The organism is Cupriavidus sp. 2KB_3 (genome assembly GCF_052115685.1).
In the GTDB taxonomy this organism is placed as follows: domain Bacteria; phylum Pseudomonadota; class Gammaproteobacteria; order Burkholderiales; family Burkholderiaceae; genus Cupriavidus; species Cupriavidus campinensis.
Genome location: NZ_JBFRHD010000007.1, coordinates 73,628 through 100,089, shown reverse-complemented (window position 1 = coordinate 100,089; position 26,462 = coordinate 73,628). Strand labels below are relative to the sequence as shown.

Genomic DNA, 26,462 nt, shown 5'->3' with positions numbered 1-26,462 from the left:
CTTCATGCAGCAGATTCTCGACCGCACGCAGGAATCCCTCGCCCAGGCCTTCGCCTCGCTCGCGCGCAATGCCCGACGGCAGCAACATCTTTACTACGCCACCATCGGACTGCTGATTGCCATTGTCGTCGTCTCCGCGGTGCTGCTTGCCGTGCTGGCGGCGGCACGGGAGATTGACTACCGTCGCGGGCATGTGGCCCAGTATGTGGGCGCGATTTCGCTGCAGTTGCAGGGCGAGGCGACCTTCCTGCGGCGGACCGCCCTGACCGTGGTGAACGTGCAGCGCTACCGGCCGGCCCCCAACCCCGGGCATGCCGATGCCGACCTGCCCCGGACGCTGCTCCAGCAGGTCAACGCCAGCGGGATTGCCTCGCCGCCCGATGGCCGCTACACCCTGCTGGTCCCCCCCGAGACCCGCGCCGCCTGGGGCGCGGCGCTGCCCGATCGTCTCTGGCAGCTTCAGCAGGTGGCCAATGCCGCCCTGACCACCCAGCAGGCGCTCGATCTTCATCACCCGGCCTATATCGTCGATGCCGACGCGGCCTACGCGATCGTCCTGTCGCCGGGCAGCACCTCGGCCACGACTCTCGCGCTGCAACCGGGGCTGGTGATGACCTTGCGCGACAGCTTTGCCCAGGCGCTGCGGGCGCTGCCTGCCGGCACGGCGCCGGGCACAAGGGGAGAGCCCCGCTGGACCGGCCCGGCCGTGGATCCGATGCTGCAGTTGCCGGCGATGACTGCCCTCATGTCCGTCCACGACGGCGAGCGGCCCATTGCCTTCGTTGCCGCGAGTGTCCAGGTAGATGCCTTCCTTGCCCAGTTGCAGCGGCCCAGCGATCCCGCCACCGTGATGCTGGTGAACCAGGCGCAGGCACAGATCGATGTGTCGCCGCCATCCCAGCCTGCACCGCCGGCGCTGGTCCGGCGCATCGCAACAGACGCCCGTCATCGCTCACCCGACGCCTTTGCCTTCACACGTGCCGGCATGGTGCTCGTCCAGCCACTGGGTCACGGCTTCGGCGCACTGGTCTACCTGCTCTCATACGGCCTCCTGTTCAGCGCGGTGGCCCAGGCGCTGGCGCTGATCGGCCTGATCGGGGCGCTGCTGATCGCCGCCATTGTCCTGACGGCGCGGTACTGGGATATCCACCTGCTGCGCCGCAGCCACGCGGAAGCCGCCCGCGCGCTCGAGAGCGAGACGATCAACCATATCCTGGTCAGCGCCACGCCGATCGGGCTGTGCATCGTCCGGCTTCAGGACGACGTGGTACTGACATCGAACCAGGTCGCCGACTCCCTGTTGAGCCTCGGCAAGCGCGGCAGGCTGCCCGCGCACGTCGTGCAGGCGCTGCGGCACGACGCACGCCATGACACGCCGGGCGATATCGTGTCGGTCGCGCAGGTGGTCGTGCCCGCGCGCGAGCCGGACGACGCCCCCCAGCCGCACGACGAAGCGCAGCAATTTCTCCAGATCACGCATGCGCGCGCCCGCTATCAGGAGGAAGACGTGCTGTTCTGCGCGATCCAGGACGTGACGGCGCAGCAGCAGATCGAGCACGAATTGCGCGCCGCGCAGCGGGCCTCCGAGGCGATGATGCGCGCCCGCTCTAACTTCTTTGCGTCGATGAGTCACGAAATCCGCACGCCGCTGAATGCGCTGCTCGGCAACCTGGAACTGCTGGCGCGCGACGAGGGTCTGGAGGCCCACGCGCCGCGCCTGCGCGCGCTGAACGCGGCGTCGGAGGGCTTGCGGCGCATCGTCAACGACATCCTGGATTTTTCCAAGATCGACGCCGGCGAGATGACGCTGGCCGCGGCGCCGTTCCGGCCCATCGACGAACTGGAAAGCGTGGCACTGGCCTTCGCGCCGCTGGCGGCGGACCGGCCGATCCGCTTCCATGCCAACCTGATGCCGTCGCTCGATACCCTGCTGGTGGGCGACCGGACCCGGCTGGCGCAGATCGTCAACAACCTGCTCAGCAACGCGTTCAAGTTCACCTCCTGCGGCAAGATCACGCTGGCCGCCGAGGTCAGCGCCGATCCGCGCGGCAAGACAACGCTGGTGTGCCGCGTGCTGGATTCCGGCGTCGGCATGCCGCCCGAACTGGTCGCGCGCGTGTTCCAGCCGTTCGTCCAAGGGGACGCCGGGGCCACCAGCCGGCATGGCGGGACGGGCCTCGGGCTGTCCATCTGCGCGCGGCTCTGTGAACTGATGGGCGGGCGTATCACCGTGGCGAGCGTGGAGGGCGTTGGCACGGCATTTACAGTGGCGATTCCGCTCGAACGGGCGGCCGGTTCGTCCGCCCAGACCCCGCCCGCGCCAGGCGGCCGCGCGATGATCCTGTGCCAGGAAGCCGAGTCCGGCGAGGCCCTCGACGCCTGGCTGCAATCGGCAGGATGGCAAACCCATGTCGTGCACAGCCTGGGCGGCGCGCAGGCGTACCTGCGCGGCAATCGGCCCCATGTGCTGGTGGCGACCGGCGACTACGGTCTGCCGGACCTGGCATCCCTGCGCGAGATCCGCCCCGCCGGCGTGGCGTGGCTCACGCGGAACGGTCCCGATCGTCCCGCGCGCCGCGCACCGGGCGTGCATGAGGGGATGGTTTACAGCCACGGCGCGATCTTTGCGGCCGTCGAGGCGGCGCTCGGCGATTCCGGGGAGGATGAAGGCGAAAGCGAAACCGGGGGCCCGGTAGACGAAACATCGGCAGCCCTCGCCGATGATGACGACACCGCGCCGGGCCGCACCATCCTGGTCGTAGAGGACAACGCGCTGAACCAGACGCTGGTTGCCGAACAACTGCAGACGCTGGGCTGGCATCCGGTGGTGGTTGGCGACGGGCGCCAGGCACTGGCGATGCTGGACCAGATGCCCGCCACGCCCGACCTCGTCCTGACCGACATCCACATGCCGGTGATGGATGGCTACGCGCTGCTCGAGGCCCTGCAGCGTACCCGGCCCGCGCTGCCCGTGCTCGCCTTCAGCGCCGTGACCCAGACCGCGCAGGCCGTGGATTGGGAAACGCTGGGCTTCGCCGGCCATATCGGCAAACCCGCCTCGCTACGGGAGCTGGAACAGGTGCTGCGGACAGTGGCGACGCCGCCGCCCTCGGCACCGGCAGAACCCCCGGCACCGCCCGTGCTGTTGGCCGCAGACATCGCGCGCTACCAGTCGCTCCTGCGCGAACACCTGCAAACCGATCTGCCCGACCTCACCCGGATCATCGCCGCGCACGACCCGGCCGCCTTGCGGCACTGGGCGCACCGGTCGGCGGGCGCGTTCCAGATCGTCCAGGCCTACGATATCGTCAGCCTGTGCCGGGGTGTCGAACACCTGTGCGATGCCACTGCCGCGTGGACGCCCGAGATGGCCGGCCTCGCCGACCAGCTCCATGCGGTGGTGCAGCACTATGCCGAGGGCGACACAGCGCCGCACGCCTGAGGCCACCTGCGCTTACCACAAAAGCGCGATTTGCGGGGACGGCGGCACCGGACGATAATGGCGCGGCCGCGCCGGTCCGGCCTCCACCGGGGCCGGGGTGCGGCAAGAATATGCCAGCTGCCCCCAGCCGCCCCAAGCCGTCCCCTTCCATGCCGCCCCATCAAGGTCTTCCCCAGCCCCAGCGCACCTGGGCCATCCTCACGGTTTTCTGCGGCCTGATCATGGCCGTGCTGGATGGCTCCATCGCCAATATCGCGCTGCCGTCCATCTCGCGGGCACTCGACGCCGATCCCGCCCGGACCATCTGGGTCGTCAACGCCTACCAACTCACGGTCACCGTCTGCCTGCTGCCGCTGTCGTCGCTGGGCGACATCCTCGGCTACAAGCGCGTGTACCGGGTCGGGCTGGCCACCTTCCTGGTCGGCTCGATACTCTGCGCGCTGGCCACCAACCTGCCGATGCTGGTGGCGGCGCGGGTGCTGCAGGGCATCGGCGGCGCCGGCATCATGAGCGTGAACACCGCGCTGGTGCGCTTCATCTACCCGCCGACCAAGCTCGGGCGCGGCATCGGCCTCAACGCGCTGGTCGTGGGGGTGACGATTGCGGTCGGCCCGTCGCTTGGCGCGCTGATCCTCGCCGTGGGCAGCTGGCCGTGGCTGTTCGCCGTGAATATTCCCGTGGCGCTCGCCGCGCTGGCCATCTCGCGCACCGCCCTGCCGGAGACGCCTGCCCAGCCGCGCGAGTTCGACTATCCCAGCGCCGTGCTGTCGGCCATCGTGTTCGGGTTGTTCGTGCTGGGCGTGGACGCGCTCGGGCATGCCCCGCTGCGGCTGGCCGGCGCGGCGGGCCTGGTGGCGGCGATCGGGCTCGGCTGGATGCTGGTACGGCGCCAGCGCGGGCGCCTCGCGCCGCTCGTGCCGGTGGACCTGTTTGCCAGCCGCGCCTTCACGCTGGCAGTGGGCACGTCGTTCTGCTCGTTCATGACCCAGATGCTGGCGTTCGTGTCGCTGCCTTTCTATCTGGAATACCAGCTCGCACGCAGCCTCCAGGAGACCGGGCTGCTGATCACGCCCTGGCCGCTGATGGTGGCCGCGATGGCGCTGGTATCGGGACGCCTCTCCGAGCGGTATCCGGCCTCCATCCTGGCCGGCGCGGGCCTGATCTGCCTCTCCGGCGGCCTGATCGGGCTGGCCCTGCTCGGCAAGGATGCCTCCAGCCTCGACATCGCCTGGCGCACGGCGCTCTGCGGCATCGGCTTCGGGTTCTTCCAGTCGCCGAACAATCGCGCGATGATCACCGCCACGCCGCCCGAGCGCAGCGGCGGCGCCAGCGGGGCGCAGGCCACGACACGCCTGCTGGGGCAGACCACCGGTACGGCCGTGGTGGCACTGCTGTTCGGCCTCGATCCGACCGGCGCTGCGCGCGGCGCACTGTACGTGGCCGCGACGGTGGCCGCCATCGGCGCGGCCATCAGCCTGAGCCGCCTGCGCAGCCAGGACGACGCACGGCCCGCGGTGGCCCGGCCCGAACCGCCGGAACCGGACGCGTAGGCGCGGGCTAGGGCCCCCGTCCGCCCTCGCGATGGCGGACGCGACCGTCATGCTGATGGCGGGTCTGGCTGTCATCGTGCCGAAGGTCGGGCAGCATGATCTTGCCGTGCCCACCGGCGTCCTGCACGCGGTTGTGGTCACCACGGATGCAGATCATCGTGCAGCCGGAGAGCGCCAGGAGGCATGCCGCGCACGCCCATCGGCTCCATCCCCGCCACCCCACCCACCACCACCACCGCCGCCGTAGTCTGGCCATCGCGCCTCGCCCCACATCGGGTAGCCCGAAACAAAAAACCGGGTGGGCGTCATCCTGCCGATGACCCGCCACCCGGAACCGCTACCGGGTCTTCACCCGGCCGTCTTCCCGGTTTGTCAGACCGGTCCCATGTCGTACCAGACCTTGGCGTCGCCCTCCGCATTGGTTGACGTCACGTCAGGATCGCCCGGCTCCTGATCGGCGCCCGCCCACCATTTGGCCTTGTACTGATGCAGCCCCTGGCCCTGGTAGTTGTTGGTCACGATGGCGTCGCCCGGATAGCCCTCAGGCCGCCACGTGCCCTCGTCGCCGCTGCTGCCGCCGCCCAGCACCAGGAGTTCCACGGTATCCGAGTCCCGGTCGCCAGTACCGCCCGCGCCGGTCACGGTCACCGTCACTTGCATGGTGGTATCCCGGTCGACAATCGGTGCGTTCGCGGTCACGGAGATCGTGTCGGCGCCATCGAACGACAGGCCGGGCGCGTCCCAGGCATACAGCAGCGGCGCAGGCCCGGTCGACCCGACGGCCGACAGTGAAATCGGCGCCCCAGCCTCCACCTGCAGCCGACCGGTGATCTGGGCCACCACCCCGCCGGACGGCGTCTCGCCAGGCACCACGGAGAGGAAGATCGCGCTCTGGTCCGTCTGCGTGCCATCGCTCACGGTCAGCTTGATCCAGTAGTCGGTCTGCTCATCCACCGACGGCGCCGTGCCTTCGACCAGCTCCTCGGTACTGCCGGAGAATGGCAGGCCCGGCGCGTCCCAGAGGTAGGTCAGCGGGTCGTTGTCGGGATCGAACGACGCTTCCCCGGTGAGGGCGAAGGGCGTACCGGCCTCGATCACCACCGAAATACGCGAAGTGGGCGGCGCCGCGGTGCGCGCCTTGACCTTCAGCGTCTGCGTCGCCGTGCTGGTGCGGTTGCTCCCGTCGCGCACGGTCAGCGTGATCGTGTACGAACGTGCCACGCTGGGCAGCAGGCCGCCCACCGTCGACGTGGTCTTGTCGTCGATGAAGCTCAGGCCCGGCGCGCTCCAGCTGTACGTCAGGTCAGTGCCCACCGAGCGCAGCGCCGTGAATTCCACGCTATCCCCCTCGAACGCCTCCGTGGGGCCATCGATCACCGCTACCGGCGCCCTGCCGCCGTCCTGCACGTTGATACCGGGGAAATAGAACGGCTCCATGTTGACGACGCTCGTCTGCACGGGCGCACCCAGCCCCTCGCGCGCGGCATTGACCAGCACGCCGCTGTCCATGTCGATGGTCCACGTGAACAGGCCGCCCAGGTTGTGCTTGCGCACATACTCGCCTTTGGCGTACACCGAGCGCGGCGTGTCGATCGACATGAACAGGCCGCTTTCCGGGTTGTAGAGATAGTCCGCATCGGCAACCTCGTCGGTATAGACGTTGAAGCCGTTGATGCCGGTCTGGTGCTCCAGGTCAAGGTAGTTGTACAGCAGGTCGAAGAATTCCGTGGTGCCCGACTCGAACGTGCCGGTGGTGGTGCCGGAGCCCGGGTCGTAGGTGCCCTGGAGCGGCGACCAACTGTCGATCACGGCGTTGCGCCCGCTGCGGCTGTAGGCGGCAAAGCCGATGTTGATGTTGGTCGAGGGTACGCCCTGCCCAAGCAGATACTTCACGGCGCGGTCGATGCTGTGGCCTTCCGGGTCCGACGGATCGGTATCGAACAAGTTCGAATGATGCGCGAGCTTGGGCGCCCACGGCGTGCCGAAGTAGTCGTAGGTCATCAGGTTGATGCCTTCCACGCCCGACGCGATCATCCCCTTGATATCGGACGTCAGCAACGTCGCCATGGACGCCCCCGCGGCAATGCTGACCCGGATGCTGGGCAGGCGCTGCTTGAGTTCACGCACCAGCGTCTGGAAGTTGCCGGCGTCCTCGGGGCCGTGCGGGTTGCCGGCGCCGGCGTTGCCCGGATACTCCCAGTCCAGGTCGATCTCGGTGAACATCGGAAAGCGCTGGACGATGAACGCAAGGCTGTCGATCAGCGTCTTGCGCTGGCTCGCATTCGCCGCCACCGCGTGGAATGCCTCGCTCATCGTCCAGCCGCCCAGGCTGAGCGACAGCTTCAGGTTGGGATTCTTGTCCTTCAGCTTTCTCAGGCCGCCGAGCACGCCCTGGGCCTTGCTCTGGATGAAGAGATCCTGGTAGTCGTTGCTGACCCAGCTGGTGAACCCCACGTTCAGGAACGAGGCCACATCGCCCCAGGGGTCGACGAAGGTAGCTTCGTGCAGCTTCTTGCCGAAGTCGACCGCGGCGTTGTCGATGACGTACTGCTTTTCGCCCTTGTCGCCGACGATACCGGCAAAGCCGATGATGATCTTGTCATAGGCGGCGGCGTTCACCAGCATCATGTCCAGGCCGCGCCCGGTCAGGGCATTGCTGAAATTGCCTTCGAGGCGGCCGTCGTACTGCGACCAGTCAGTGAAATACCCAAACACCTTCCGGCCTTGCGGCACCGCCCCATAGGTGTTGTACACGCGCTTGACCACGCGCGTCGCCGTGTACGAATAGTCCTCGGTCTCCGTGGCGGGATCGAACTTGTTCTGCTGGTAAGTGCGCTCCGTGGCACCCACTGACTGCGGCTTGGCGGGATCGCCGGGGTCGCCGTTGTGCACCAGCGCACTGCCGGGACGACCGCCCTTGAGCGCCTGCCGGCGGCCCTTGAAGCGCGACTTCGGCGTTTTCGGCGCGGCCTGCTCGTCGGGATCGCCGTTCCGATATCCCGTGGATGCGAATCCGGTCCGCCCTTGCTGGCCCGGGGTGCTGTTGTCCGATACTTTTGCCATGACTATCTGTCCTTGCAGAATTGGATGAATGCCGCCCGGCTCCCATCGACCTTGACAAAATCATCGCCGGGCGGCCATGCCATCTTTCTCCCGGGTCGGACTTAATGACATGGAATGGAGATGGAATATGCTGTGTCAGGATTAATCGCAGGTTCCGGAAAATCGATCCGAAAAATCGTCTTTCTGCGCGGCGAAAAATGGATGACGTGGATTTTCGTGAATCCACCCTGTTATGCGATCGTGCTTTTGGGTACGCGGACGCGCAAGGAAACCGGACCCGAATGGGTTATGATCGCCGCCACAAGCGGGATAGCACGATGTTAGATAGTTCGCGCGCGGCGCTGGGTTACGCCGCGCGGACAGCGTGAATTCCTGAAGAGAATGGCGACAACCGTTGCGCACCCTGCCGCATTGTTTCAACCCCGTGTGATATTGCGCGTGCCACGTGCGACGGCGTCACCCGCTCGGGGCACATCAACACAAAAATATCTTCCATGGGAGCCGGCGAATCGCGCCCGTACGCTTGTCGTCCATCGCAGACGACATGAGGGTTGCGAAATGATCCGGAATGGCGATTCGGTATTTTTTGACTGGGACAATGACCGCGTGATTCGCGGCGGCGTGGAGACAACGATAACGGGCCAGCAAAAGCGATTGCTGCGGTTATTGGTAGAGGAAAAACCAGCGGTTAAGCCGAAGGATTATTTACTGAATGGCGTCTGGGGCAAGCGTGCCGAACTGGTGGACGAGCTTTATCTCGTGCAACTGGTCTACCGGCTGCGCAAGGCACTGAGCGCCGTCGGCCTGGACGGGCACATCGTCACCGTGCCGCGCGAGGGCTACCGTTTCATCCCGGTGCCGAATACCGTGCTGGCGCCCGATACCGCCGGCCAGGCCCGTACGGAACTCGAGCATGCGCGCGGCCTGGCGCATGTGCTGGCCCGGCTGGGCATGCCGCCCGCCACCCAGCCCTTGCCGGCCACCGAGGACGACCTCCATGTCGATGAGACACAGGGCGTCATTTCCTACGGCGGGGTGGTCGCCAAGGTCACCCGCTTTGAGTTGCGGCTGCTGGCCGCGCTGATCGAGCACCGCGACACCGTGATGTCGCGGCAGCAGATTATCGAGGCGGTGTGGGGCGCCGACGCGATGGTCGATGAGAACTGCCTCACGCAACTGGTCTCGCGGTTGCGGCGGGCATTGCATCCGCTCGGCCTGGACAACTGTGTGGCAGCGGTGCCCAAGGTGGGCTACCGCTTCCGCCAGCAGGGCTACGCCGGGGCGCGCCCGCCCGCCATGTAGCGCCGGGGCTTACTCGGCCTTGGCGCCCGAGTCCTTCACCACCTTGGCCCATTTGGTGATTTCGCTACGCTGGTACGTGGCCAGCGCCTCGGGCGTGCCGAGCACGGGGTCGAGCCCCAGCGTCTTCAGCTTGGCCTGCACGTCGGGCAGCTTGAAGATGCGGTTCAGCTCGGTGTTGAGCTTGGCCACCACGTCCTTGGGCGTGTTGGCCGGCGCGAAGACGGCGAACCACGACTCGGCCTCGTAGCCGGGCAGGCCCTGCTCGGCAATGGTGGGGATGTCCGGCGCGGACGGCGAGCGCTTGGCGCTGGTCACGCCGAGCGCGCGCAGCTTGCCCTCCTTCACCACCGGCAGCGCCGAGGGCAAGTTGTCAAACATCATGGGAATGTGTCCGCCCAGCAGGTCCGGGATGGCCATCGCGCGGCCCTTGTACGGCACGTGGGTGATCTTGACCTGCGCCATGGTGTTGAACAGCTCCCCGGCCACGTGCAGCGACGTGCCGACACCGGGCGTGCCGAACTGCAGCGCGCCGGGCTTGGACTTGGCCAGCGCAATCAGTTCCTGCACGTTCTTGGCCGGCACCGACGGATTGACCACCAGCACGTTCGGCGTGGACGCCAGCAGGATCACCGGCGTGAAGTCCTTGACCATGTCGTACGGCATCTTGCTGTACAGCGCGCCGTTGATCGAGTGCGTGCCCACGGTGCCGAGCGCCAGCGTGTAGCCGTCCGGCGCCGCATGGGCCACGGCCTCGCCGCCGATATTGCCGCCCGCGCCGGGCTTGTTGTCCACCACCACGGGCTGGCCCCACGACGGGGAGATCTTCTCGGAGAAGATCCGCGCGAGGATGTCCGGCGCGCCGCCACTCGGGAAGCCCACCACCATGCGGATCGGCTTGTTCGGATAGTTCTGGGCCTGGGCCTGGGCCGCCCCCGGCACCGCGGAAAGTGCCGCCGTCACTGCCACGCCCGCCATCGTCGCCATCGCGGCCATGAAGCGGCGGCGCGGGTATACACGTACTCGCATGAATTTGTCTCCTGATTGTCTTGTCTTTTTTTGCGATGGGCGGCGATCTTCCGCCGCCTGTCATCTTATACGGCGATATTGCCGAATTCCTTAGTCACCTGATCGTGCAGGCGGCGCATGCCGCGCAGCCACCGGTCGTAATCCTGGCCCTTGCGACGGTAGTACTCGAGCACCTCCGGGTGGGGCAGAATCAGGAAACTCTCATTCACAACGCCTTCGAGCGTCTTCTCGGCAACGTGCTCCGGCGTGACCGACCCGGCCTGCAGGAAGCCCTTGCGCTCGCCGCTCTCGCCAAACAGCATTTTGGTCTGCACGCCCTGCGGGCAGATGCAGCTGACGCGGATGCCCCGGTCGCCATAGGTGATCGACAGCCATTCCGCGAACCCGATGGCCGCGTGCTTGGTCACCGCGTACGGCGCCGAGCCGATCTGCGACAGCAAACCCGCCGCCGACACCGTGTTGATGAAGTAGCCCTCGCCGCGCTCGAGCATCTGCGGCAGCACCGCCTTGGCCGCGTGGATATGGGCCATGACGTTGATCTCCCAGATGCGCTGCCATTCGGCGGCACTGGCGCCCAGCCCCTTGCGCAGGATGATGCCGGCGTTCGAGCAGAAGATGTCGACCTGGCCAAAGCGCTCCGTGGCGGTATCGACGAGCCCCTGCACGGCCGCCGCATCGGCCACGTCCACGCGCTGGGCGAAGATCTGGCAGTCGGGCGCCACCGCCGCGGCCTCTGCGGCCACCTGGGCGGCGCCGGCCTGGTCGATGTCTGCCACGGCCACACCGCGCGCCCCGCCCTGTGCGAATGCCAGCACCAGCGCCCGGCCGATGCCCGTGCCGCCGCCGGTCACGATGACGGTCTTGTTACGAATCTCCATGCTTGTCTCCTCTTGGTATTCCGGTGTTCGCGTGTTCCCGTGTTCGGTCGTCAGGCCGACTGCCAGAGCCGTGCGGCCAGCGTATCGGCCAGTTCGCGGATGCGTGGGCCGAGATTGGTCTCAAGAATTTCCGGCGAGAGGCGCGTGGACGCCCCACCGATATTGATCGACAGCACCTCCGCACCATCCTGCAGGCGCACCGGCGCCGCCACGCCGCTGACCGTGCGGTCCCACTCCGCATGCGCCAGGCAGAAGCCGCGCCGCGCGTGGTCGCGCAAGGCGCGGTCCAGCTTGGCGCGCAGGCCCGGCCAGCGCGGGCCATGGTGCCGCTCCAGTTCCGCCAGCACCGCCGTGCGGCGTGCCGGGGCCAGCCCGGCCAGCCACGCACGCCCGATGGCGGACGTGACCATGGGCAGCCGCGATCCCGGCGTCAGGCGCATGACCAGCGCGCCGCGCGGCTGGCAGACCTCCAGGTACAGCATGTCGTGGCGGTCTGGGGCCGCCAGCGCCACGGTGCAGTCGGTCGCGAAGGCCAGCGACTGCATCAGCGGCTGGGCAATGTCACGGATGCCGGCACCAGACAGGTAGCGCTGCCCAGGCAACATGGCCCCCTGCCCGATGCGGTACTTCTCCTGCCCCGCTACATAGACCAGATAGCCGAGACTCGCCAGCGTGTAGGTCAGCCGCGACACCGTGGGACGCGGAATACCGGTACGGCGCGACAGCTCCGCATTGCCGAGAAAATCATCGTGCGGACCGAACGCGCGCAGCAGTTCCAGCCCGCGCGCCAGCGCCGTCACGAAATTGCGGTCCTCGCCGTCAGCAGGATGGGCCGCGCCGCCGGACAGGAGTCCGGCATCGGCAGGTTGCGGAATCGAGGTGGTGCGCTTCATGGCAGATTCATAACAGCTTCCGCCCGGCGGCATGCCCGCTATGTAGCGAAAACATGTATCCCACAAACGGCGCTCATGGCCCACGCCTGTGGTGTCAAAGGCGCCCTCAATCTCTCTTCAACCTCTCCTCAGCCTCTCATTCGAAATCCGACATCTCGTACAGCGGACGGATTTCGATCTCGCTGGGCCCCGGCATGGGATTCGGGCAGCGCTTCACCCAGGCGACTGCTTCGTCCATGTCCTTGACTTCCCAAAGCCAGAAGCCAGCCACCAGCTCACGGGTCTGAGCGAACGGCCCGTCGATGACCGTACGGCCAGCACCGTCGAACGCCACGCGCTTGCCCGCCGACGAGGGCTTGAGGCCGTCCGCGGCGCGCAGGATGCCGGCCTTCGCCAACGCCTCGTTGAACTTGTGCATCGCCTCGAACAGTTCGGTCGTGGGCAGCATGCCCGTTTCGCTGTCTTCGGTGGCTTTCACTAACACCATGACACGCATCGTCTGTCTCCTTGTCTACGGCCCTCGCCCCACGGTAGCACCGTTGGGGTGGAAATTCTTGGCGAGTGTCGGGGAAATGCCCGCCCCGCAGTCGGCCTGGCGTCCAGAAAAGTGACATTCACTTGAAATTTTATTACTTTCAAACGCGCGATTCGTGTGGCATTGGTCACATCATTGACATATCAAGCAGACAGACTCCACGTCTCGCCCACCGGCACCCCACCTGAGTAGGGTGATCCTTGTCCATCAAGACATTGGCAGACAAAGGCGGCGGGGAATCCGTACGGAATTCTGGCGATTTCGGCCCGGTCCGTGACCTGAACTTCTCTGACCTAGAACCATGACAACCACAAAACCTGTTCATTCGCGCATGTACAGGCCGGTGCTCGGTGCCGGCGCACTGTGCCTGGCGCTGCTGTTGAGCGCCTGCGGCGGCGACGACAACAATGCCCCGCCGCCCGCCACAGGTGGCGGCGACGGTGGCAACGGCGGACCCGGCACCACGCCCGCCGCCTGCACCACGGCGCACTGCGCGCCGGCTCCCTGACCGGCTGACCGGCTGACCGCTGACACCGCTGACACCGCGCCGCCCGCGCCCCCCCATCCAACCGACACCAATCCGGCATGACATTCAACCCGTCCAAGCGCAAGTTCCTGCGCAACACGCTCGGCACCGCGGCAGCGGCTGCCACGCTCGCATCGTTCCCGCCCAGCATCCGCCGCGCCCTGGCCATTGAGGCGAACAACGCCACTGGCACGATCCAGGACGTCAAGCACGTGGTGCTGCTGATGCTCGAGAACCGCTCCTTCGACAGCTATTTCGGCACGTTCAAGGGCGTGCGCGGCTATGGCGACCGCTTCGCGATCCCCTTGGCGAACGGCAAGAACGCGTTCTTCCAGACCGACGCCACGAACAACACGATCACGCCGTATCGCCTGGACGCCACGCTGGGCAACGCGCAGCGCGCGGGCAGCACCCCGCATACCTGGCCCGATGGCCAGGCCGCGTGGGACCACGGGCGCATGAATCGCTGGCCCGTGGCCAAGAACCGGCTGTCGATGTCGTACTACGACACCGCCGAGGTACCGTTCCAGCGCGCGCTGGCCGATGCCTTCACGCTGTGCGACGCCTATCACTGCTCGATGCACACCGGCACCATCCCGAACCGCCTGTTCTACTGGACCGGCACGAATGGCCCGAGCGGCGCCAACGTGGCGGCCATGGTCAACGAATTCAACGGCGGCAATGACGTGGGGCCGTCCACCCAGGGCTGGACGTGGAAGACCTACGCCGACCGCCTGGTCGATGCCGGGGTGAGCTGGAAGGTGTATCAGAGCCTGGCCGACAACTACGGCTGCAACGAGATGATGAGCTTCCAGCACTGGCGCACGGCGATGGAATCGATGCCCGTGGCACGGCGCCCGGTGGCGCTGCCCGGCACCTCGCCCGCCTACGATCCATCGATCGACGACGCGCTGAGCCCGCTCGCCAAGGGCTTTGGCAACACCATGCCTGACGGCCTGCTGCAATCCTTCCGTGACGATGTGCAGAACGGCACGCTGCCGGAAATCTCGTGGATCATCCCGCCGTCGCTCTACAGCGAGCACCCGGGCCCGTCGAGCCCGGCGCAGGGCGGCTGGTATGTGCAGCAGGTGCTGGACGCGCTGACGGCCAACCCCGAGGTCTTCAGCAAGACCGTGCTGCTGATCAACTACGACGAGAATGACGGCTTCTTCGACCACCTGCCGCCGCCGTCGGCCCCGTCGCGCAATGCCGATGCCACGCTCGCCGGCGGCAGCACGCTCAGCGATGCCGACATGGCCTTCGAGTATCACAACTACACGCCTGCCACGGCGAATCAGTCGGCCATCGACGGCAAGCCGTACGGCCCGGGCCCGCGCGTGCCGATGTGTATCGTCTCGCCGTGGAGCCGCGGCGGCTTTGTCAATTCGCAGGTCTTCGACCACACCTCGACGCTGCTCTTCCTGGAAAAGCGCTTCGGCGTGAAGGAGCCGCAGATCGGTGCCTATCGCCGCGCCGTGTGCGGTGACCTGACCTCGGCCTTCAACTTCGTCAGCCCGAACCAGGATGCCCTGCCGACGCTGGCGGGCCGCAGCACCAAGGTCACGGTCGACAACCTGGCACTGACGCAGAAGGCGTCGGCCGCGATTCCCGTGCCGGCCACGCCTGCCTTGCCGGCACAGGTGACCGGCACGCGCCCGTCGCGTGCGCTGCCGTACGAGCTGCACACCACGTCCCGCACCGATGCAGGCGCCAAGACCGTGACGCTGATGTTCTCGAACACCGGCACGGCGGGCGCGGTCTTCCACGTCTACGACAAGCTGCACCTCGACGCCATTCCGCGCCGCTACGTGGTGGAGGCGGGCAAGAGCCTGGACGGCCTGTGGAACGTGGCGGCCGACAACGGTAAATACGATCTGTGGGTGCTGGGCCCGAACGGCTATCACCGCGAGTACGTGGGCGACGTGAACGAGCAGTCGGCTGGCGGCGGCACGGAAATCCAGGTCTGCTACGAACCGTGCGATCCGCCGGTGCTGCAGGTCAAGCTGTACAACCGCAGCGACAAGGCCTGCACGTTCAGCGCAACCGCCAGGGCCTATCGCACGGACGGCCCGTGGGGCCAGAAGGTGGAAGCCGGCAAGGTGGGCGAGCTGAGCTGGACGCTGGGTGACAGCGGCAACTGGTACGACTTCGAGATCAGCTGCGATCTGGCACCGTCGCTGCGCCGCCGCATCGCGGGCCGTATCGAGACCGGCAAGGATACGGTGAGCGATCCGGCGATGGGTCAGCTGTCGTAATCTGCCTTGGCCTGACCCGTCCGCCGACTACGGCTGGCGGGTCGGGCGCCACGGCGGCCTGGGCCCCAGGGCGTTGCGCAGCATCTCAACGAACCGTTGCGTGCGCATGGACGACTGGCGCGACTGGGGCACCAGCGCCATCACGTCCGCATCAGGCAGCCGGTACGCCGGCAGCAGCGCCACCAGCCGCCCGGTGGCCAGTTCATCGGCCACATCCCATTCCGACCGCGCCATGATGCCCTTGCCGGTCAGGCACCAGTGATGGACCACAGCGCCATCATTGCTCTCCATCGTCGGCCGCACCCGCACGGTCAGCTCCCGTGATCGGGCCGGGCGGGGGTTCCGGTCTGCGCTGTCATGACTGCCCTCGGCGAAGCGCCACAGCGTGACATCCTCGTCGTTCTCCCGGAGCACCAGGCAAGCGTGCCGTTCGAGGTCTGCGGGCGTCTCCAGCGGGGGCGCCTTGGCGAGATATTCGGGCGCCGCGCACAGGATGCGGCGGTTCGGCGCGATGCGATGCGCAATCCAGCGCGAATCCGGGATCGTGCCGATGCTGACCAGCACGTCAAACGCGTCCCGCCCGTGCACGGGCTGGCGCGGCAGCATCAGGTTGTCCGACAGGTACAGCTGCACCTCGAGATTGGGATGGGTGCTGTGGAACTGCGCCAGCAGCGGACCGAGGTAGCGGCGCCCAAAGCCAAACGGCCCATGGACTTTCAGCTTGCCCGCCACCACCTGACTACGCTGCTGAAGCGCCTCCTCGATCACCTGCATCTGCTCCAGGACCCCGGTGGCGTGCTGCGCCAGAAGATGGCCTTCGTGCGTGAGTTGCAGACGGCGGGTGGTGCGTTGGGCCAGCCGGATGCCGAGGCGGGCCTCCAGCTGCCCCAGCCGCTTGGTCACGGCCGGCGGCGTGACGTTCTCTTCCCGGGCCAAGGCGGCCAGGCTACCCAGGCGGTCCAGCGCCAGGATGAACCGCAGATCCTCGATGTCCAGCTTCATTCTTAACCTTTAGGTGAATTAAGAAATTCTATGGCATTAACCACCTGAGGGCCTGGCTTCCCTACACTGGCGACTCGAAAAGCGAAGGCCTCCGCCATGACACAGCCCTCCCACCCGCCCCGCCAATACCAATTCGTCCTGTTCGATCTGCTCACCGCCCTGCTCGACTCCTGGTCCCTATGGAACAGCGTGGCGGGCGGCGAGGCGTCAGGCCGGGCCTGGCGTGCCGCCTACCTGAAGCGCACCTACGCGTGCGGCGCGTATCGCCCGTACGAGACGCTGGTGCGGGAGGCCGCGATCGAAACCGGCCTGCCCGCGTCCATGGCGGACGCGCTTGAGGCGCGCTGGACGGAACTCACCCTGTGGGACGGCGCCGCCGCGGTCCTGAGCACCCTGCGCGCATCGCACGGTCTCGGCGTTGTGACCAACTGCTCGGAGCGGCTCGGGCGGCTGGCGGTCGAGCGCCTGAACGTGCCGATGGACGTCGTGGTGACGTCCGAACGCGCCGGCTTCTACAAGCCCGATCCGCGCCCCTATCGACAAGCGCTGCAGGAACTCGGTGCGGAGCCCGGCAATACGCTGTTCGTCGCCGGCTCAGGTTTCGACCTGTTCGGCACCTCGGCGACAGGCCTCGACACCTACTGGCACAATCGCGTCGGGCTGGCCTTGCCCGAAGGCGCTCCCGCACCCTTGCAGCAGGGCCTGAACCTCCAGCCCGTGCTGGCACTCGCATAACGGATTCCCATGAACTTGCAAGCACTCGAAACGCCGGTCCTTGTCCTGGACCGCCTCAAGATGGAGCGCAATATCGCGCGGCTGCGCGACCGCCTTGCGCCTTCCGGCGTCACGCTGCGGCCGCACGCCAAGACCAACAAGTCCGCCGACGTCGCCTCGCGCATCGGCGCACCGGGTACGCCCATCACCGTATCCACCTTGAAGGAAGCCGGCTACTTCCTCGACCACGGCTGGCGCAACATCCTGTACGCGGTGGGCATCGTGCCGTCCAAGCTGCCCCATGTCGAAGACCTCGTGCGGCGCGGCGCGGCACTGACCCTGCTGCTGGACAACGTCGAGGCCGCCCACGCGCTCGCCGACTGGTGTCGCGAGCGCGCGCTCAACGTGCCGGTGCTGATCGAGATCGATACCGACGGCCACCGTTCGGGCGTCAAGCCGGCAGACCCGGCGCTGCTCGACATCGCCGCCGCACTGGGTGAGGGGGGAAAGGACGAGGGCACCGGCGCCTGGCTCGCGGGCGTGCTCACCCATGCGGGCGATTCCTACAATTGCCGTTCGGCCGAGGCCATCGAAGCCGTGGCCGAGCAGGAGCGCGCCGGCGCGGTACAGGCGGCGGAACGCCTGCGCGCCGCCGGTTATCGCGCGCCGGTGGTGAGCGTCGGCAGCACGCCCACCGCGCATTTCGCCCGCTCGCTCGAAGGCGTGACGGAGGTCCGGGCCGGCGTGTTCGTGTTCTTCGACCTGGTGATGCACGGCATCGGGGTCTGCAGCACGGATGACATCGCGCTGTCGGTGCTGTGCACGGTGATCGGGCATCAGCGCGAGAAAGGCTGGCTGATCACGGACGCCGGGTGGATGGCGATGTCGCGCGACCGTGGCACCGCCAGGCAGCCCGTCGACCAGGGCTACGGACTGGTGTGCGATATCGACGGCAAGCCGCTACCGGAGCTGGTCATGGTCGACGCCAACCAGGAGCACGGCATCGTCAGTCACCGCACGGACCCGTCCGCCACGCCGATGCTCCCGGTCGGCACGCTGCTACGCGTGCTGCCCAATCACGCGTGCGCCACGGCGGCGCAGCACGGCGCGTACACGGTCGTTGCGGGCAGCACGGCGGTGGAAGCGCATTGGCCGCGTTTTGGGGGATGGTGAGCGCGGTTTTGCGATAGGATGGCGCCGGTAACCAGCATAAGAAACACAAGGAGACCTGCGCTTGCCCGAAGCCCTCCCCGCCAGCCGCGCCGGCGAGTTTCCCACCTTCGAGACATCGGATTTCGCGGGTGACGGGTCGTTCTACTTCGACCTCGTGCGGCTGCAGGACCGCGACGACATCCCGCGCGGCTTCCTGCACCGGCACAACTACTACCACCTGCTCTGGATGACCCGGGCGAGCGGCACGCACATGCTCGACTTCGCGCATTTCGACGTGCGCGACCACTCGGTGTTCTTCCTCTCGCCCGGGCAGGTGCATGCCTGGACGTCATCCGTCAAGCCGCACGGCTACGTGCTGAACTTCAGCACCGATTTCTTCGCACGGATGTTTCCGCGCGCCGACGATGCGGCGAAATTCCCGTTCTACCACCCCACGGGCGCCCACAGCGCGCTCTATCTCACGCCGGACCAGCATGACGGCCTGCTGCCGCTGCTCGACGAGATGGAGCGCGAGGCGCGGGATCGCCAACCCGGCTTCCCGGACGTGGTGCGGGCCTGCCTGCTGATCCTGCTCACGCGTCTGCGCCGTCTGTGCCCCGAGACCGAGCCCGCCGGTGGCGTCGGCCCGCACCAGGCCCTCACGCGCCGGTTCACGATGCTGGTGGAGACTCACTACCTGCGCTTCGGCACGATCGGCCAGTACGCCGAGGCGCTCTGCGTGAGCGAGCGCCAGCTCAACGACGCGGTCAAGCGGACCCTGGCGCGCACGGCCAGCCAGGTGGTACAGGAGCGCGTGCTGCTGGAAGCCAAGCGCTGGCTCAGCAACACCGAAACCGGCATCGCCGAGATCGCGTTCCGGCTCAATATCGAGGATCCGGCCTACTTCGCGCGCTTTTTCAAGAAGCAGACCGGCCTCACGCCGGGCGACTTCCGCCGGAAGCATTGCCGTCCGCTGGACTGACGCGCGAAAAAGTCCAACACAACGTCTGATCCGTCCTAACGCCGCCGGCACGCGCCTGCGTAGAGTGTTCCTCATGGTGCATCCATAAGACATCCAGAAGACACCAGAAGCACAGGAGACAGACATGTACAAAGCCATCGCCCCGCTGCGGGGCCTTGCCCTGGCCGCCGTATTGGCCGTTACCCCCTTCAGCGCGATGGCGGAATACCCCGATCATCCCCTGCGCATCATCGTGCCGTTCGCGGCCGGCGGCGCCACTGACGTGATCGCGCGCACCGTGGCGCAAGCCATGTCGGCCCGCCTCGGCCAGTCGGTCGTGGTGGAGAACAAGGCCGGCGCCAACGGCAACATCGGTGCCGTCTCGGCCGCGCGGGCGGACGCCGACGGCTACACGCTGCTGATGGCCACGTCGAGCCATGCCATCAATGCGTCGCTCTACCAGAAGCTCAACTACAGTCTCACGCGTGATTTCGTGGGGCTGTCGAACCTCGCGTCCGTCCCCCTGCTGCTGGTGGTGAATCCGTCCGTGCCGGTCAATTCGGCCACGGAGCTCGCCGCGTACGCCAAGGCCAACGCCGGCCGCGTCAATTACGCGTCGGGCGGTACCGGCACCGCTTCCCATCTGGCCGGCGAGCAGTTCAGCACGCTGGCCGGTACCAGGATGACACACGTGGCCTACAAGGGTGGGTCGCAGGCGCTTAATGACGTGATGGGCGGCCAGGTGCAGGTCATGTTCGCCAACCTGCCCGAAGTCCTCGCGCAGGTGCAGAGTGGGAAGCTCAAGGCGCTGGCGGTCACGGGCAGCAAGCGCCACGCCGCCCTGCCCGATGTGCCGGCCTTCTCCGAAACGCCGTTCCCGGGCATGACCGCGCGCTCGTGGTTCGGCCTGTTCGCACCGGCCGGCACGCCGAAGGCCGCCGTCGACAAGCTCTCGCAGTCCATCGTCCAGAGCGTGGCCGACCCCGCCGTCAAGGATCGACTCAAAGGGCTCGGCGCCGATCCGGTTGGCGACGACCAGCCCGCATTTCAGAAATACGTGAATCAGGAGGTGGCGCGCTGGGCCGTGCTTGTCAAGCAGTCCGGCGCCACCGTCGATTGACGCCAATCATCCGCTACGAATCGAGGAAACCCATGCTGTACGACGTGCGCACCTACACCTGCCGCCCCGGCACGATCAAGAAACACCTGGCGTTGTATGCCGAGCATGGCTACGAGACCCAGAGCCGCCATCTGGGCAAGCCGCTGGCCTACATGCACACCGAGACCGGCAATGTGAACAGCTACATGCACATCTGGGTCTACGAGAGCGCAGCCGACCGCGAGGCCAAGCGCCAGGCGCTGCAGAAGGATCCGGCCTGGGGCGAGTACCTGAAGATGAGCGCCGAAGCTGCCTACCTGATCAGCCAGGAGAACCGGCTGATGACGCAAGTCTCGTTCTTCACGCCGTAGTCGGCACGGGCGGCCTATCGCGTATGCCCTATACCCTATAGCCGCCCGGCCCAGTACTCCCGGAACGCCCGCCGCGGGTCATCCTGCGCGCGCGTGCCGGCGGCCTCGCCATCGAACACCAGCGTGGTGCGCCGCGTAGCCGAATACGCCGGCCATTGCGGAGTCCGTGCGTTGGCGGGATCGCCAGTCGCGGCGAAGCTGACCCATGCACTGGCGAGCTGGTCGGCCAGACGCAGATTGGCCTCGCTCGGGCCGTTCAGCCCCATGCGAATGTCGTGCAGACTCGGCCCGATATCCACGCCATGCGGCGCGCCGTAGCGGCCGCCATAGGCCGGGCTGGGCGTCTTCCACAAATAGGTCCATACCGGCGCACCGTTGCCGCTGGCGTGCGCAGCGGCCTTGCGGTCCGCCTGCAGCTGCGCGATACGACGGAAGGTCATGTCCGTATCGATCCGCGCCTGCAGCACGAACGGCGTGGCACGCGGATCCTCATCCCGATACATCGTCACAAGACGCGCCGCATCGTCACCCACGCGGGTCTGCGCGAAACGGAGCAAGCCCGCATCGTCAAGGTCGAAATTGATCTGACGGTAGGCGCGCTCGTCCAGCGTTGTGCTGATGATCATCGGCACCTGTGCCGAGATCGGCGGCGCGTCCGGATCGAACGGATGGCGCGGAATCGCCACGCCGTCTATCGCCGGCGAGAATGCGCGCGGTGCCTCGCCCTTCAAGCGATCTGCGGCCTCGAACCGCAATTGCGCCGCCAGCAGTTGCTCGAACGGCAGTGTATGCAGCCGGTCCAGCGAGCCCTTGCCGATTTGCAGCGCCGTCAGGTACTTGGCCGCAATCTCCGTGGACTGCGCCGCCGTCATGACCCGGATGCCCGAACCGCTCATGACCCCGGCGCGACGGAACAGGCCCTGCGCCGACGGCATGGCCATCAGCGTGCTGGTCTTCAGGCCGCCGCCCGACTGGCCAAACACCAGTACGCGCGACGGATCACCCCCGAACGACTCCACGTTCTCGCGCACCCAGCGCAGCGCCGCAACGATATCGAGCATGCCCACCGCGCCCGATTGCGCATAGCGCTCGCCGCCCACCTCAGCCAGGTTCAGATAGCCAAAGGAACCGAGCCTGTGATTGATGGTGATAAACACCACGTCGCCAAAGCGCGCCATCATCTCGCCGTCGAACTGCGGCGAATTGCCCGAGCCCGCATAGAAGCCGCCCCCATGCAGATGCACGAGCACCGGGCGCTTCGCGGCCTTCGCAGGCGAGGGCGTCCACAGGTTCAGCACCAGGCAGTCTTCGCCCATGCCGCCGGGTTGCAGGTCATAGGCGATCAGGTCCGCATAGGCACGGCGACGGTCCGCCGGCATCTGCGGCGCGTAGTTACCGTAGGCGGTGGCATCGCGCACGCCGCTCCATTTCGCCACGGGCTGCGGCGGCATGAAGCGGTTGGCGCCGCCTGTGTCGGCGCCGTAGCGCAAGCCCTTGAACACATGCACGCCACCTGAGCGCAGGCCCCGCACCTTGCCATCGGTGGTCTCGACCACCGAAAACACCGGATCCTCCGTCATCGCGCGTACGCCTCCCGTGACCGCGCTGCCCGCCGTCAGGGCAGCGGCAGACTTCAGCCACTGTCGACGCGATACTCCCTTGTGCTCCATCGCCCCTCCCTTTTCTTCGTTCTAGTGATTGTCTGCCTGGTGAGGCGACGTTACTTGCCCGTAAAGGCGGGCTTGCGCTTCTCTTTCCACGCCAGCGCGCCTTCGCGGATGTCCTCCGATTGCGTCGCGCGCCGGATGTCCGCAGCAAGCGCCGCCGTGTCCAGGTCTCCACGCGCGATCGCATTCAGATGCCGCTTCATGCCCTGCACCGCAATCGGCGCCAGCCCGGCGATGCTCTCGGCCAGTTGCGCCGTGCGCTCGCGCAGGTGGTCGGCGGGCAGCAGTTCGGTCAGGAATCCGCACGCCAGCATCTCGGGCGCCTGGATCCGTTCGGCGGTCAGGAACAGGCGCTTGGCCGCGTTCAGGCCCAGCCTCGTCACGTAGCGGCGCATGCCGCGCTCATAGAAATGCAGGCCCAGGCGCGCGGCCGGCATGAACATCTCCACGGCGTCGGTGCCGAGCCGGAAGTCGCACGCCAACGACAGGTCCGTGCCGCCGCCGTAGACGCCACCCTGAATTTCGGCGATGGTCACTGCGCGACAATCCTCCATCGCATTGACCAGCGGCTCGAAGCCCGCGCCACGCTGGCCGGCGGCGAGCTTGCCGATATCGAACCCGCTGCAGAAGTACTTGCCCGTGCTGCGCAGGACCAGCACGCGCACATCGCTGCCATTCACGGTTTCGATGTGCTGCAGCAACGCCTGCAGGTCGTCCGGACCAAGCCGGTTGGCCACATCGGGGCGCTGAAGTGTCAGCGTGGCCACGTGGGCGGCAATGTCGAGCGTGGGAAGCGAACCTTCGGAAGCCATGCGTCAAATCTCCGGATCAACAAAGGGAAGTCAGGCGGCGGGTGCTTCCGTCGCCTCGCGAGTTGCCTGTCGCTGCCGCAACGCGACGTCGAATCGTTCGATGCGCGCCTGCGCGAAGGCCGGACGCTGCTGCACGCGCTGCCACCAATCGGCCACCGCCGGCATGCGATCTTCCGCCATGGCCTCGGGCGCGAGTTCCGCAATCCGCGCGACAAATGGCATCGCGGCGATATCGGCCAGAGAATAGTGCGCGCCCATCAGCCACGGCCCGCTGCCGAGCATCGATGCCATCTTCGGTATCAATGCCAGCAAGGTGTCCAGCGCCGCGCGCTTTTCGTCGTCCGAGTACGGCTTGCGGGCGATACGAAGCCAGGCTTCACGCCGCTCCGGTGTCGGGATCCGTGCAAGCTTCCCGGCCAGGTCTGTGTCGCTCCATTGCGACGCCACAGGCTGCAACGCGATGCTCCAGTTCAGGATCAGCAGGTTCGGCAGCAGCGTGTCGTCGGTCCAGCGGACGAAGTTGCGCATCGTGGCCCGCGCATACGGATCGGCGGGGCGCAGCGGGGGATTCGGCAGGACGTCGTCGATGTACTCGCAGATCGTGGCGCTTTCATAGAGAAAGCGGCCATCGTCCAGCACCAGCGCCGGCACCACGCCGTTCGGATTCATCGCCAGGAATGCTGGCGAGTGGTGCTCCTGCGCAGCAAGGTCGACAGGCACGCTGTCGTAGTCGATGCCCTTCTCCGCCAGACACAGCCGCACACGGCGCGACGCGCTGGACAACCAGCCATGGAACAGTCTCATAGGGCGATCTCCTGTCAGGGAATCAGGACGGTGGCGCCCGTCGTGGCACGGCCTTCGAGGCTGCGATGAGCCGCCCGGACGTCGGACAAGGCGAAGCGCTGCCCCACCTCCAGGCGCAGGTGCCCCGCCTCTACCGCCGAGAACAGCGCCTGCGCCGCTCGACGCAATGACGCCGCATCGGCGATGAACGTGCGCAGCGTCGGCCGCGAAACGATCAGGGACTTCGCATGCAGCAGTTGCAGGTCGAACGCCTCCACGTCGCCAGACGCGGTGCCATAGTTGATGGCCATCCCGCAAGGCTTCAGGCATTGCAGCGACGGCACGAAGACGTCCTTGCCGACCGCATCGTAGACCACCGAAACGCCCCTGCCTTGCGTCAGCGCCATGACTTCCGCGACAAAGTCCGCCTCGCGATAGCAGATCGCATGGTGGCAGCCATGATCCAGCGCTACGCGGCGCTTGGCTTCGCTGCCCACCGTGCCAATCACCGTTGCGCCAAGCGAGCGCGCCCATTGCGACAGCAGCACGCCCATCCCGCCAGCCGCCGCATGCACCAGCACCCAATCGCCGGGCTGCACCACATATAGCCGCCGCAACAAATACTCGGCCGTCAGTCCTCGCAACAGGGTGGCCCCGGCCACCTCCTCGGAAATCGTCTCCGGCAGCGGCACGACGCGATCAGCCGGCACGTTGCGCGTGACCTGATACGCGCCCGGATACATGGCGGCCACGCGCTGTCCGACGGCAATGCCCGACACCTCCTGCCCGACCGCCGTGACGATGCCTGCGCCGACCGATCCCAGCGTGATAGGGAACGGCGTCGGCGTGTGGGGGCCATGCGCACCATTGCGCTGGTAGATGTCGGCGAAGTTCAGGCCGATGGCCGATTGCCGGATCTGGACTTCGGTGGCATCAGGGGCCGCAACCTGCACTTCATCGAGTTCGAGCACGGCGGCGTCGCCATGCTTTCTTATACGGACTACGTTCGTATGCATACGGTCTGTTGTCTCCAAGCCGGCGCGATGACCCCTTGCCGTACCGCCGGAACCTGCGCTTTCAGGTGGTAGCGGGCCGGGGGAAGCGTAGCGCATGCGCGGACGCGCCGCATCATGGTAAATCCGTATACGTATATTTATGATGCATATTCGTATACTTTACCGGCACCCACGAATGCACGAAGAGGACCGATGACTCACGACGCACCGCTGTCCGGCTACACCGTCCTGGATCTTTCCATTGCCCGCGCTGGCCCGGTTGCCGTCCGGCTGCTGGCGGACTGGGGGGCCGATGTCATCCGCATCGAACCGCCGCCACCGCGTGACCGCGGATCGGTCACCGGGCGGCGCCGGGGCTCGGATGAACAGAACCTGCATCGCAACAAGCGCAGCCTCTGCCTGGACCTGAAGACGCCCGAAGGCGCCGAAATCCTGGCCACGCTGGTGCGCCGCGCGGACGTGGTGGTGGAGAACTTCCGTTCCGTGGTGAAGGAGCGGCTGGGGCTCACGTATGAACGCCTGAGCGGCCTGAACCCACGCGTGATCCTTGCCAGCATCTCCGGGTTCGGGCAGGACGGCCCGTACTGCGAGCGCCCGGGACTCGACCAGATCGTGCAGGGCATGTGTGGACTGAGTTCCGTGACCGGCATGCCCGGCCACGGCCCGCTCCGCGTGGGCATCGCGATCTCGGACACCACAGCCGGCATGTTCCTGGGGCAAGGCATCCTGCTGGCGCTGCTGCAACGCGAGCGGACGGGACGCGGCCAATGGGTCCACACGTCGCTGATCGAGGCGATGCTGAACAAGCTCGATTTCCAGGGCGCGCGCTACACGGTGGAAGGCGTGGTGCCCACGCAGCAAGGCAACGCGCACCCCACGCTCGCCCCAATGGGCACGTATCAATGCCGGGACGGCGTCGTCAATATCGCTGCCAGCACGGATCGCATGTGGAGCCACTTCTGCCACGCACTCGGTGCGGATGCGCTGCTGGCCGATACCTCGCTGCACAGTGCGGCCGGGCGGAATGCGCAACGCGAGCGCCTCGACGCCGCGATCAACGCGTGCACGGCGGCGTTCACCGCAGCGGAACTGACGGAACGGCTCAACGCGGTCGGCGTGCCGTGCGGGCCGGTCTTCGATATCGGTCAGGCGTTCGAAGACCCGCAGGTCCAGCATCTGCGCATGACCCGTCCCGCCGACCATCCCGAACTGGGTCCGCTGGCATTGCTGCGCTCTCCGATCAACCTGTCCGCCGCGCCGCACCCCGAGCGGTTCTTCAGCGCGGCGCCAGATCCCGGTGCCCATACCGACGCCATCCTGCGCGACCTGGGCTACGACGATGCCCGCATCGCCCAATTTCGCGATGCCAATATCGCGGCGTGACGGGCCGCACCAGACAAGCCAAAACAAAGACG

At 67.0% G+C, this 26,462-nt stretch carries 20 protein-coding genes and 1 pseudogene; 11 read left to right on the top strand and 10 right to left on the bottom strand.

The genetic code is table 11. From position 1 onward, the window contains the following. Positions 1-4: 4 nt before the first annotated feature. Together AB4120_RS09195 and AB4120_RS09190 are read left to right on the top strand one after the other, a co-directional pair. Positions 5-3,442 carry an ATP-binding protein gene (locus AB4120_RS09195; protein ID WP_441642162.1) on the top strand — a complete coding sequence of 1,146 codons (3,438 nt, stop codon included), beginning with the start codon at positions 5-7 and terminating at the stop codon, positions 3,440-3,442. A gap of 149 nt (positions 3,443-3,591) precedes the next feature. Continuing rightward, the gene (locus AB4120_RS09190) at positions 3,592-4,992 is read left to right on the top strand and encodes an MFS transporter (RefSeq protein ID WP_441642161.1); all 1,401 of its coding nucleotides are present in this window, start codon (positions 3,592-3,594) and stop codon (positions 4,990-4,992) included. A gap of 372 nt (positions 4,993-5,364) precedes the next feature. Here AB4120_RS09190 and AB4120_RS09185 read toward each other — a convergent pair whose 3' ends face one another. Continuing rightward, positions 5,365-8,055 carry a glycosyl hydrolase family 18 protein gene (locus AB4120_RS09185; protein ID WP_441642160.1) on the bottom strand — a complete coding sequence of 897 codons (2,691 nt, stop codon included), beginning with the start codon at positions 8,053-8,055 and terminating at the stop codon, positions 5,365-5,367. 381 nt (positions 8,056-8,436) lie between these two features. Here AB4120_RS09185 and AB4120_RS09180 point away from each other — a divergent pair, with 381 nt between their 5' ends. Then, complete coding sequence (locus AB4120_RS09180; protein WP_149138164.1) at positions 8,437-9,357, top strand: winged helix-turn-helix domain-containing protein; 921 nt, start codon at positions 8,437-8,439, stop codon at positions 9,355-9,357. Between the two features lie 9 nt (positions 9,358-9,366). Here AB4120_RS09180 and AB4120_RS09175 read toward each other — a convergent pair whose 3' ends face one another. The 4 genes and pseudogenes from AB4120_RS09175 to AB4120_RS09160 all read right to left on the bottom strand — a co-directional run. Then, entirely contained in the window at positions 9,367-10,341 is a 975-nt protein-coding gene (locus AB4120_RS09175) for a Bug family tripartite tricarboxylate transporter substrate binding protein (RefSeq protein ID WP_392388555.1), read from the bottom strand. Positions 10,342-10,448: 107 nt separating this feature from the next. After that, positions 10,449-11,261 (bottom strand): SDR family oxidoreductase, encoded by an 813-nt coding sequence (locus AB4120_RS09170; protein ID WP_149138166.1) that lies wholly within the window; start codon positions 11,259-11,261, stop codon positions 10,449-10,451. A 50-nt stretch (positions 11,262-11,311) separates the two neighbouring features. Then, a complete protein-coding gene (locus AB4120_RS09165; RefSeq protein ID WP_441642159.1) occupies positions 11,312-12,154 on the bottom strand; it encodes an IclR family transcriptional regulator in 843 nt (280 codons plus the stop codon). Between the two features lie 142 nt (positions 12,155-12,296). After that, a pseudogene (locus AB4120_RS09160) lies at positions 12,297-12,650 on the bottom strand (YciI family protein); the annotation flags it as partial. 340 nt (positions 12,651-12,990) lie between these two features. On the opposite strand from AB4120_RS09160, the gene AB4120_RS09155 reads away from it, so the two are divergent. Then, positions 12,991-13,197 carry a hypothetical protein gene (locus tag AB4120_RS09155; protein WP_144196391.1) on the top strand — a complete coding sequence of 69 codons (207 nt, stop codon included), beginning with the start codon at positions 12,991-12,993 and terminating at the stop codon, positions 13,195-13,197. Between the two features lie 77 nt (positions 13,198-13,274). Continuing rightward, entirely contained in the window at positions 13,275-15,470 is a 2,196-nt protein-coding gene (locus AB4120_RS09150; RefSeq protein ID WP_149138167.1) for a phosphocholine-specific phospholipase C, read from the top strand. Between the two features lie 27 nt (positions 15,471-15,497). Here AB4120_RS09150 and AB4120_RS09145 read toward each other — a convergent pair whose 3' ends face one another. Then, positions 15,498-16,472, bottom strand: a complete 975-nt coding sequence (locus AB4120_RS09145; RefSeq protein WP_149138168.1) for a LysR family transcriptional regulator — start codon at positions 16,470-16,472, stop codon at positions 15,498-15,500. Between the two features lie 96 nt (positions 16,473-16,568). Here AB4120_RS09145 and AB4120_RS09140 point away from each other — a divergent pair, with 96 nt between their 5' ends. The 5 genes from AB4120_RS09140 to AB4120_RS09120 all read left to right on the top strand — a co-directional run bounded on the left by AB4120_RS09140 (position 16,569) and on the right by AB4120_RS09120 (position 20,769). Further along, positions 16,569-17,207: an HAD family hydrolase gene (locus AB4120_RS09140; RefSeq protein ID WP_149138169.1), complete on the top strand. Its 639-nt coding sequence runs from the start codon at positions 16,569-16,571 to the stop codon at positions 17,205-17,207. Between the two features lie 9 nt (positions 17,208-17,216). Further along, positions 17,217-18,359 (top strand): DSD1 family PLP-dependent enzyme, encoded by a 1,143-nt coding sequence (locus AB4120_RS09135; protein WP_149138170.1) that lies wholly within the window; start codon positions 17,217-17,219, stop codon positions 18,357-18,359. A gap of 61 nt (positions 18,360-18,420) precedes the next feature. Then, the gene (locus AB4120_RS09130; RefSeq protein ID WP_149138171.1) at positions 18,421-19,320 is read left to right on the top strand and encodes a helix-turn-helix domain-containing protein; all 900 of its coding nucleotides are present in this window, start codon (positions 18,421-18,423) and stop codon (positions 19,318-19,320) included. A gap of 124 nt (positions 19,321-19,444) precedes the next feature. Further along, entirely contained in the window at positions 19,445-20,419 is a 975-nt protein-coding gene (locus AB4120_RS09125) for a Bug family tripartite tricarboxylate transporter substrate binding protein (RefSeq protein WP_149138172.1), read from the top strand. 32 nt (positions 20,420-20,451) lie between these two features. Further along, positions 20,452-20,769, top strand: a complete 318-nt coding sequence (locus AB4120_RS09120; RefSeq protein WP_149138173.1) for an NIPSNAP family protein — start codon at positions 20,452-20,454, stop codon at positions 20,767-20,769. A gap of 35 nt (positions 20,770-20,804) precedes the next feature. Here AB4120_RS09120 and AB4120_RS09115 read toward each other — a convergent pair whose 3' ends face one another. From AB4120_RS09115 to AB4120_RS09100, 4 genes are all read right to left on the bottom strand, one after another. After that, positions 20,805-22,349, bottom strand: coding sequence for a carboxylesterase/lipase family protein (locus AB4120_RS09115; protein WP_262389857.1), 1,545 nt, complete (start codon positions 22,347-22,349; stop codon positions 20,805-20,807). A 140-nt stretch (positions 22,350-22,489) separates the two neighbouring features. Further along, positions 22,490-23,248: an enoyl-CoA hydratase/isomerase family protein gene (locus tag AB4120_RS09110; RefSeq protein WP_149138175.1), complete on the bottom strand. Its 759-nt coding sequence runs from the start codon at positions 23,246-23,248 to the stop codon at positions 22,490-22,492. A gap of 30 nt (positions 23,249-23,278) precedes the next feature. Then, a complete protein-coding gene (locus AB4120_RS09105) occupies positions 23,279-24,052 on the bottom strand; it encodes a glutathione S-transferase family protein (RefSeq protein ID WP_149138176.1) in 774 nt (257 codons plus the stop codon). Positions 24,053-24,066: 14 nt separating this feature from the next. Further along, on the bottom strand, positions 24,067-25,047 hold the full coding sequence (locus AB4120_RS09100) for a quinone oxidoreductase family protein (protein ID WP_149138177.1): 981 nt from the start codon (positions 25,045-25,047) through the stop codon (positions 24,067-24,069). 192 nt (positions 25,048-25,239) lie between these two features. On the opposite strand from AB4120_RS09100, the gene AB4120_RS09095 reads away from it, so the two are divergent. Further along, positions 25,240-26,430: a CaiB/BaiF CoA transferase family protein gene (locus AB4120_RS09095; RefSeq protein ID WP_149138178.1), complete on the top strand. Its 1,191-nt coding sequence runs from the start codon at positions 25,240-25,242 to the stop codon at positions 26,428-26,430. Positions 26,431-26,462 lie beyond the last annotated feature (32 nt).

Excerpts from the sequence above, each read along its gene's own strand:
- AB4120_RS09135 (WP_149138170.1), top strand. The coding sequence starts at position 17,217 with ATGAACTTGCAAGCACTCGAAACGCCGGTCCTTGTCCTGGACCGCCTC.
- AB4120_RS09125 (WP_149138172.1), top strand. The coding sequence starts at position 19,445 with ATGTACAAAGCCATCGCCCCGCTGCGGGGCCTTGCCCTGGCCGCCGTA.
- AB4120_RS09145 (WP_149138168.1), bottom strand. The coding sequence starts at position 16,472 with ATGAAGCTGGACATCGAGGATCTGCGGTTCATCCTGGCGCTGGACCGC.
- AB4120_RS09110 (WP_149138175.1), bottom strand. The coding sequence starts at position 23,248 with ATGGCTTCCGAAGGTTCGCTTCCCACGCTCGACATTGCCGCCCACGTG.
- AB4120_RS09165 (WP_441642159.1), bottom strand. The coding sequence starts at position 12,154 with ATGAAGCGCACCACCTCGATTCCGCAACCTGCCGATGCCGGACTCCTG.
- AB4120_RS09155 (WP_144196391.1), top strand. The coding sequence starts at position 12,991 with ATGACAACCACAAAACCTGTTCATTCGCGCATGTACAGGCCGGTGCTC.
- AB4120_RS09115 (WP_262389857.1), bottom strand. The coding sequence starts at position 22,349 with ATGACGGAGGATCCGGTGTTTTCGGTGGTCGAGACCACCGATGGCAAG.
- AB4120_RS09120 (WP_149138173.1), top strand. The coding sequence starts at position 20,452 with ATGCTGTACGACGTGCGCACCTACACCTGCCGCCCCGGCACGATCAAG.
- AB4120_RS09150 (WP_149138167.1), top strand. The coding sequence starts at position 13,275 with ATGACATTCAACCCGTCCAAGCGCAAGTTCCTGCGCAACACGCTCGGC.
- AB4120_RS09195 (WP_441642162.1), top strand. The coding sequence starts at position 5 with ATGCAGCAGATTCTCGACCGCACGCAGGAATCCCTCGCCCAGGCCTTC.
- AB4120_RS09175 (WP_392388555.1), bottom strand. The coding sequence starts at position 10,341 with ATGGCGACGATGGCGGGCGTGGCAGTGACGGCGGCACTTTCCGCGGTG.
- AB4120_RS09190 (WP_441642161.1), top strand. The coding sequence starts at position 3,592 with ATGCCGCCCCATCAAGGTCTTCCCCAGCCCCAGCGCACCTGGGCCATC.
- AB4120_RS09095 (WP_149138178.1), top strand. The coding sequence starts at position 25,240 with ATGACTCACGACGCACCGCTGTCCGGCTACACCGTCCTGGATCTTTCC.
- AB4120_RS09180 (WP_149138164.1), top strand. The coding sequence starts at position 8,437 with ATGGCGACAACCGTTGCGCACCCTGCCGCATTGTTTCAACCCCGTGTG.
- AB4120_RS09105 (WP_149138176.1), bottom strand. The coding sequence starts at position 24,052 with ATGAGACTGTTCCATGGCTGGTTGTCCAGCGCGTCGCGCCGTGTGCGG.
- AB4120_RS09185 (WP_441642160.1), bottom strand. The coding sequence starts at position 8,055 with ATGGCAAAAGTATCGGACAACAGCACCCCGGGCCAGCAAGGGCGGACC.
- AB4120_RS09100 (WP_149138177.1), bottom strand. The coding sequence starts at position 25,047 with ATGCATACGAACGTAGTCCGTATAAGAAAGCATGGCGACGCCGCCGTG.
- AB4120_RS09170 (WP_149138166.1), bottom strand. The coding sequence starts at position 11,261 with ATGGAGATTCGTAACAAGACCGTCATCGTGACCGGCGGCGGCACGGGC.
- AB4120_RS09140 (WP_149138169.1), top strand. The coding sequence starts at position 16,569 with ATGACACAGCCCTCCCACCCGCCCCGCCAATACCAATTCGTCCTGTTC.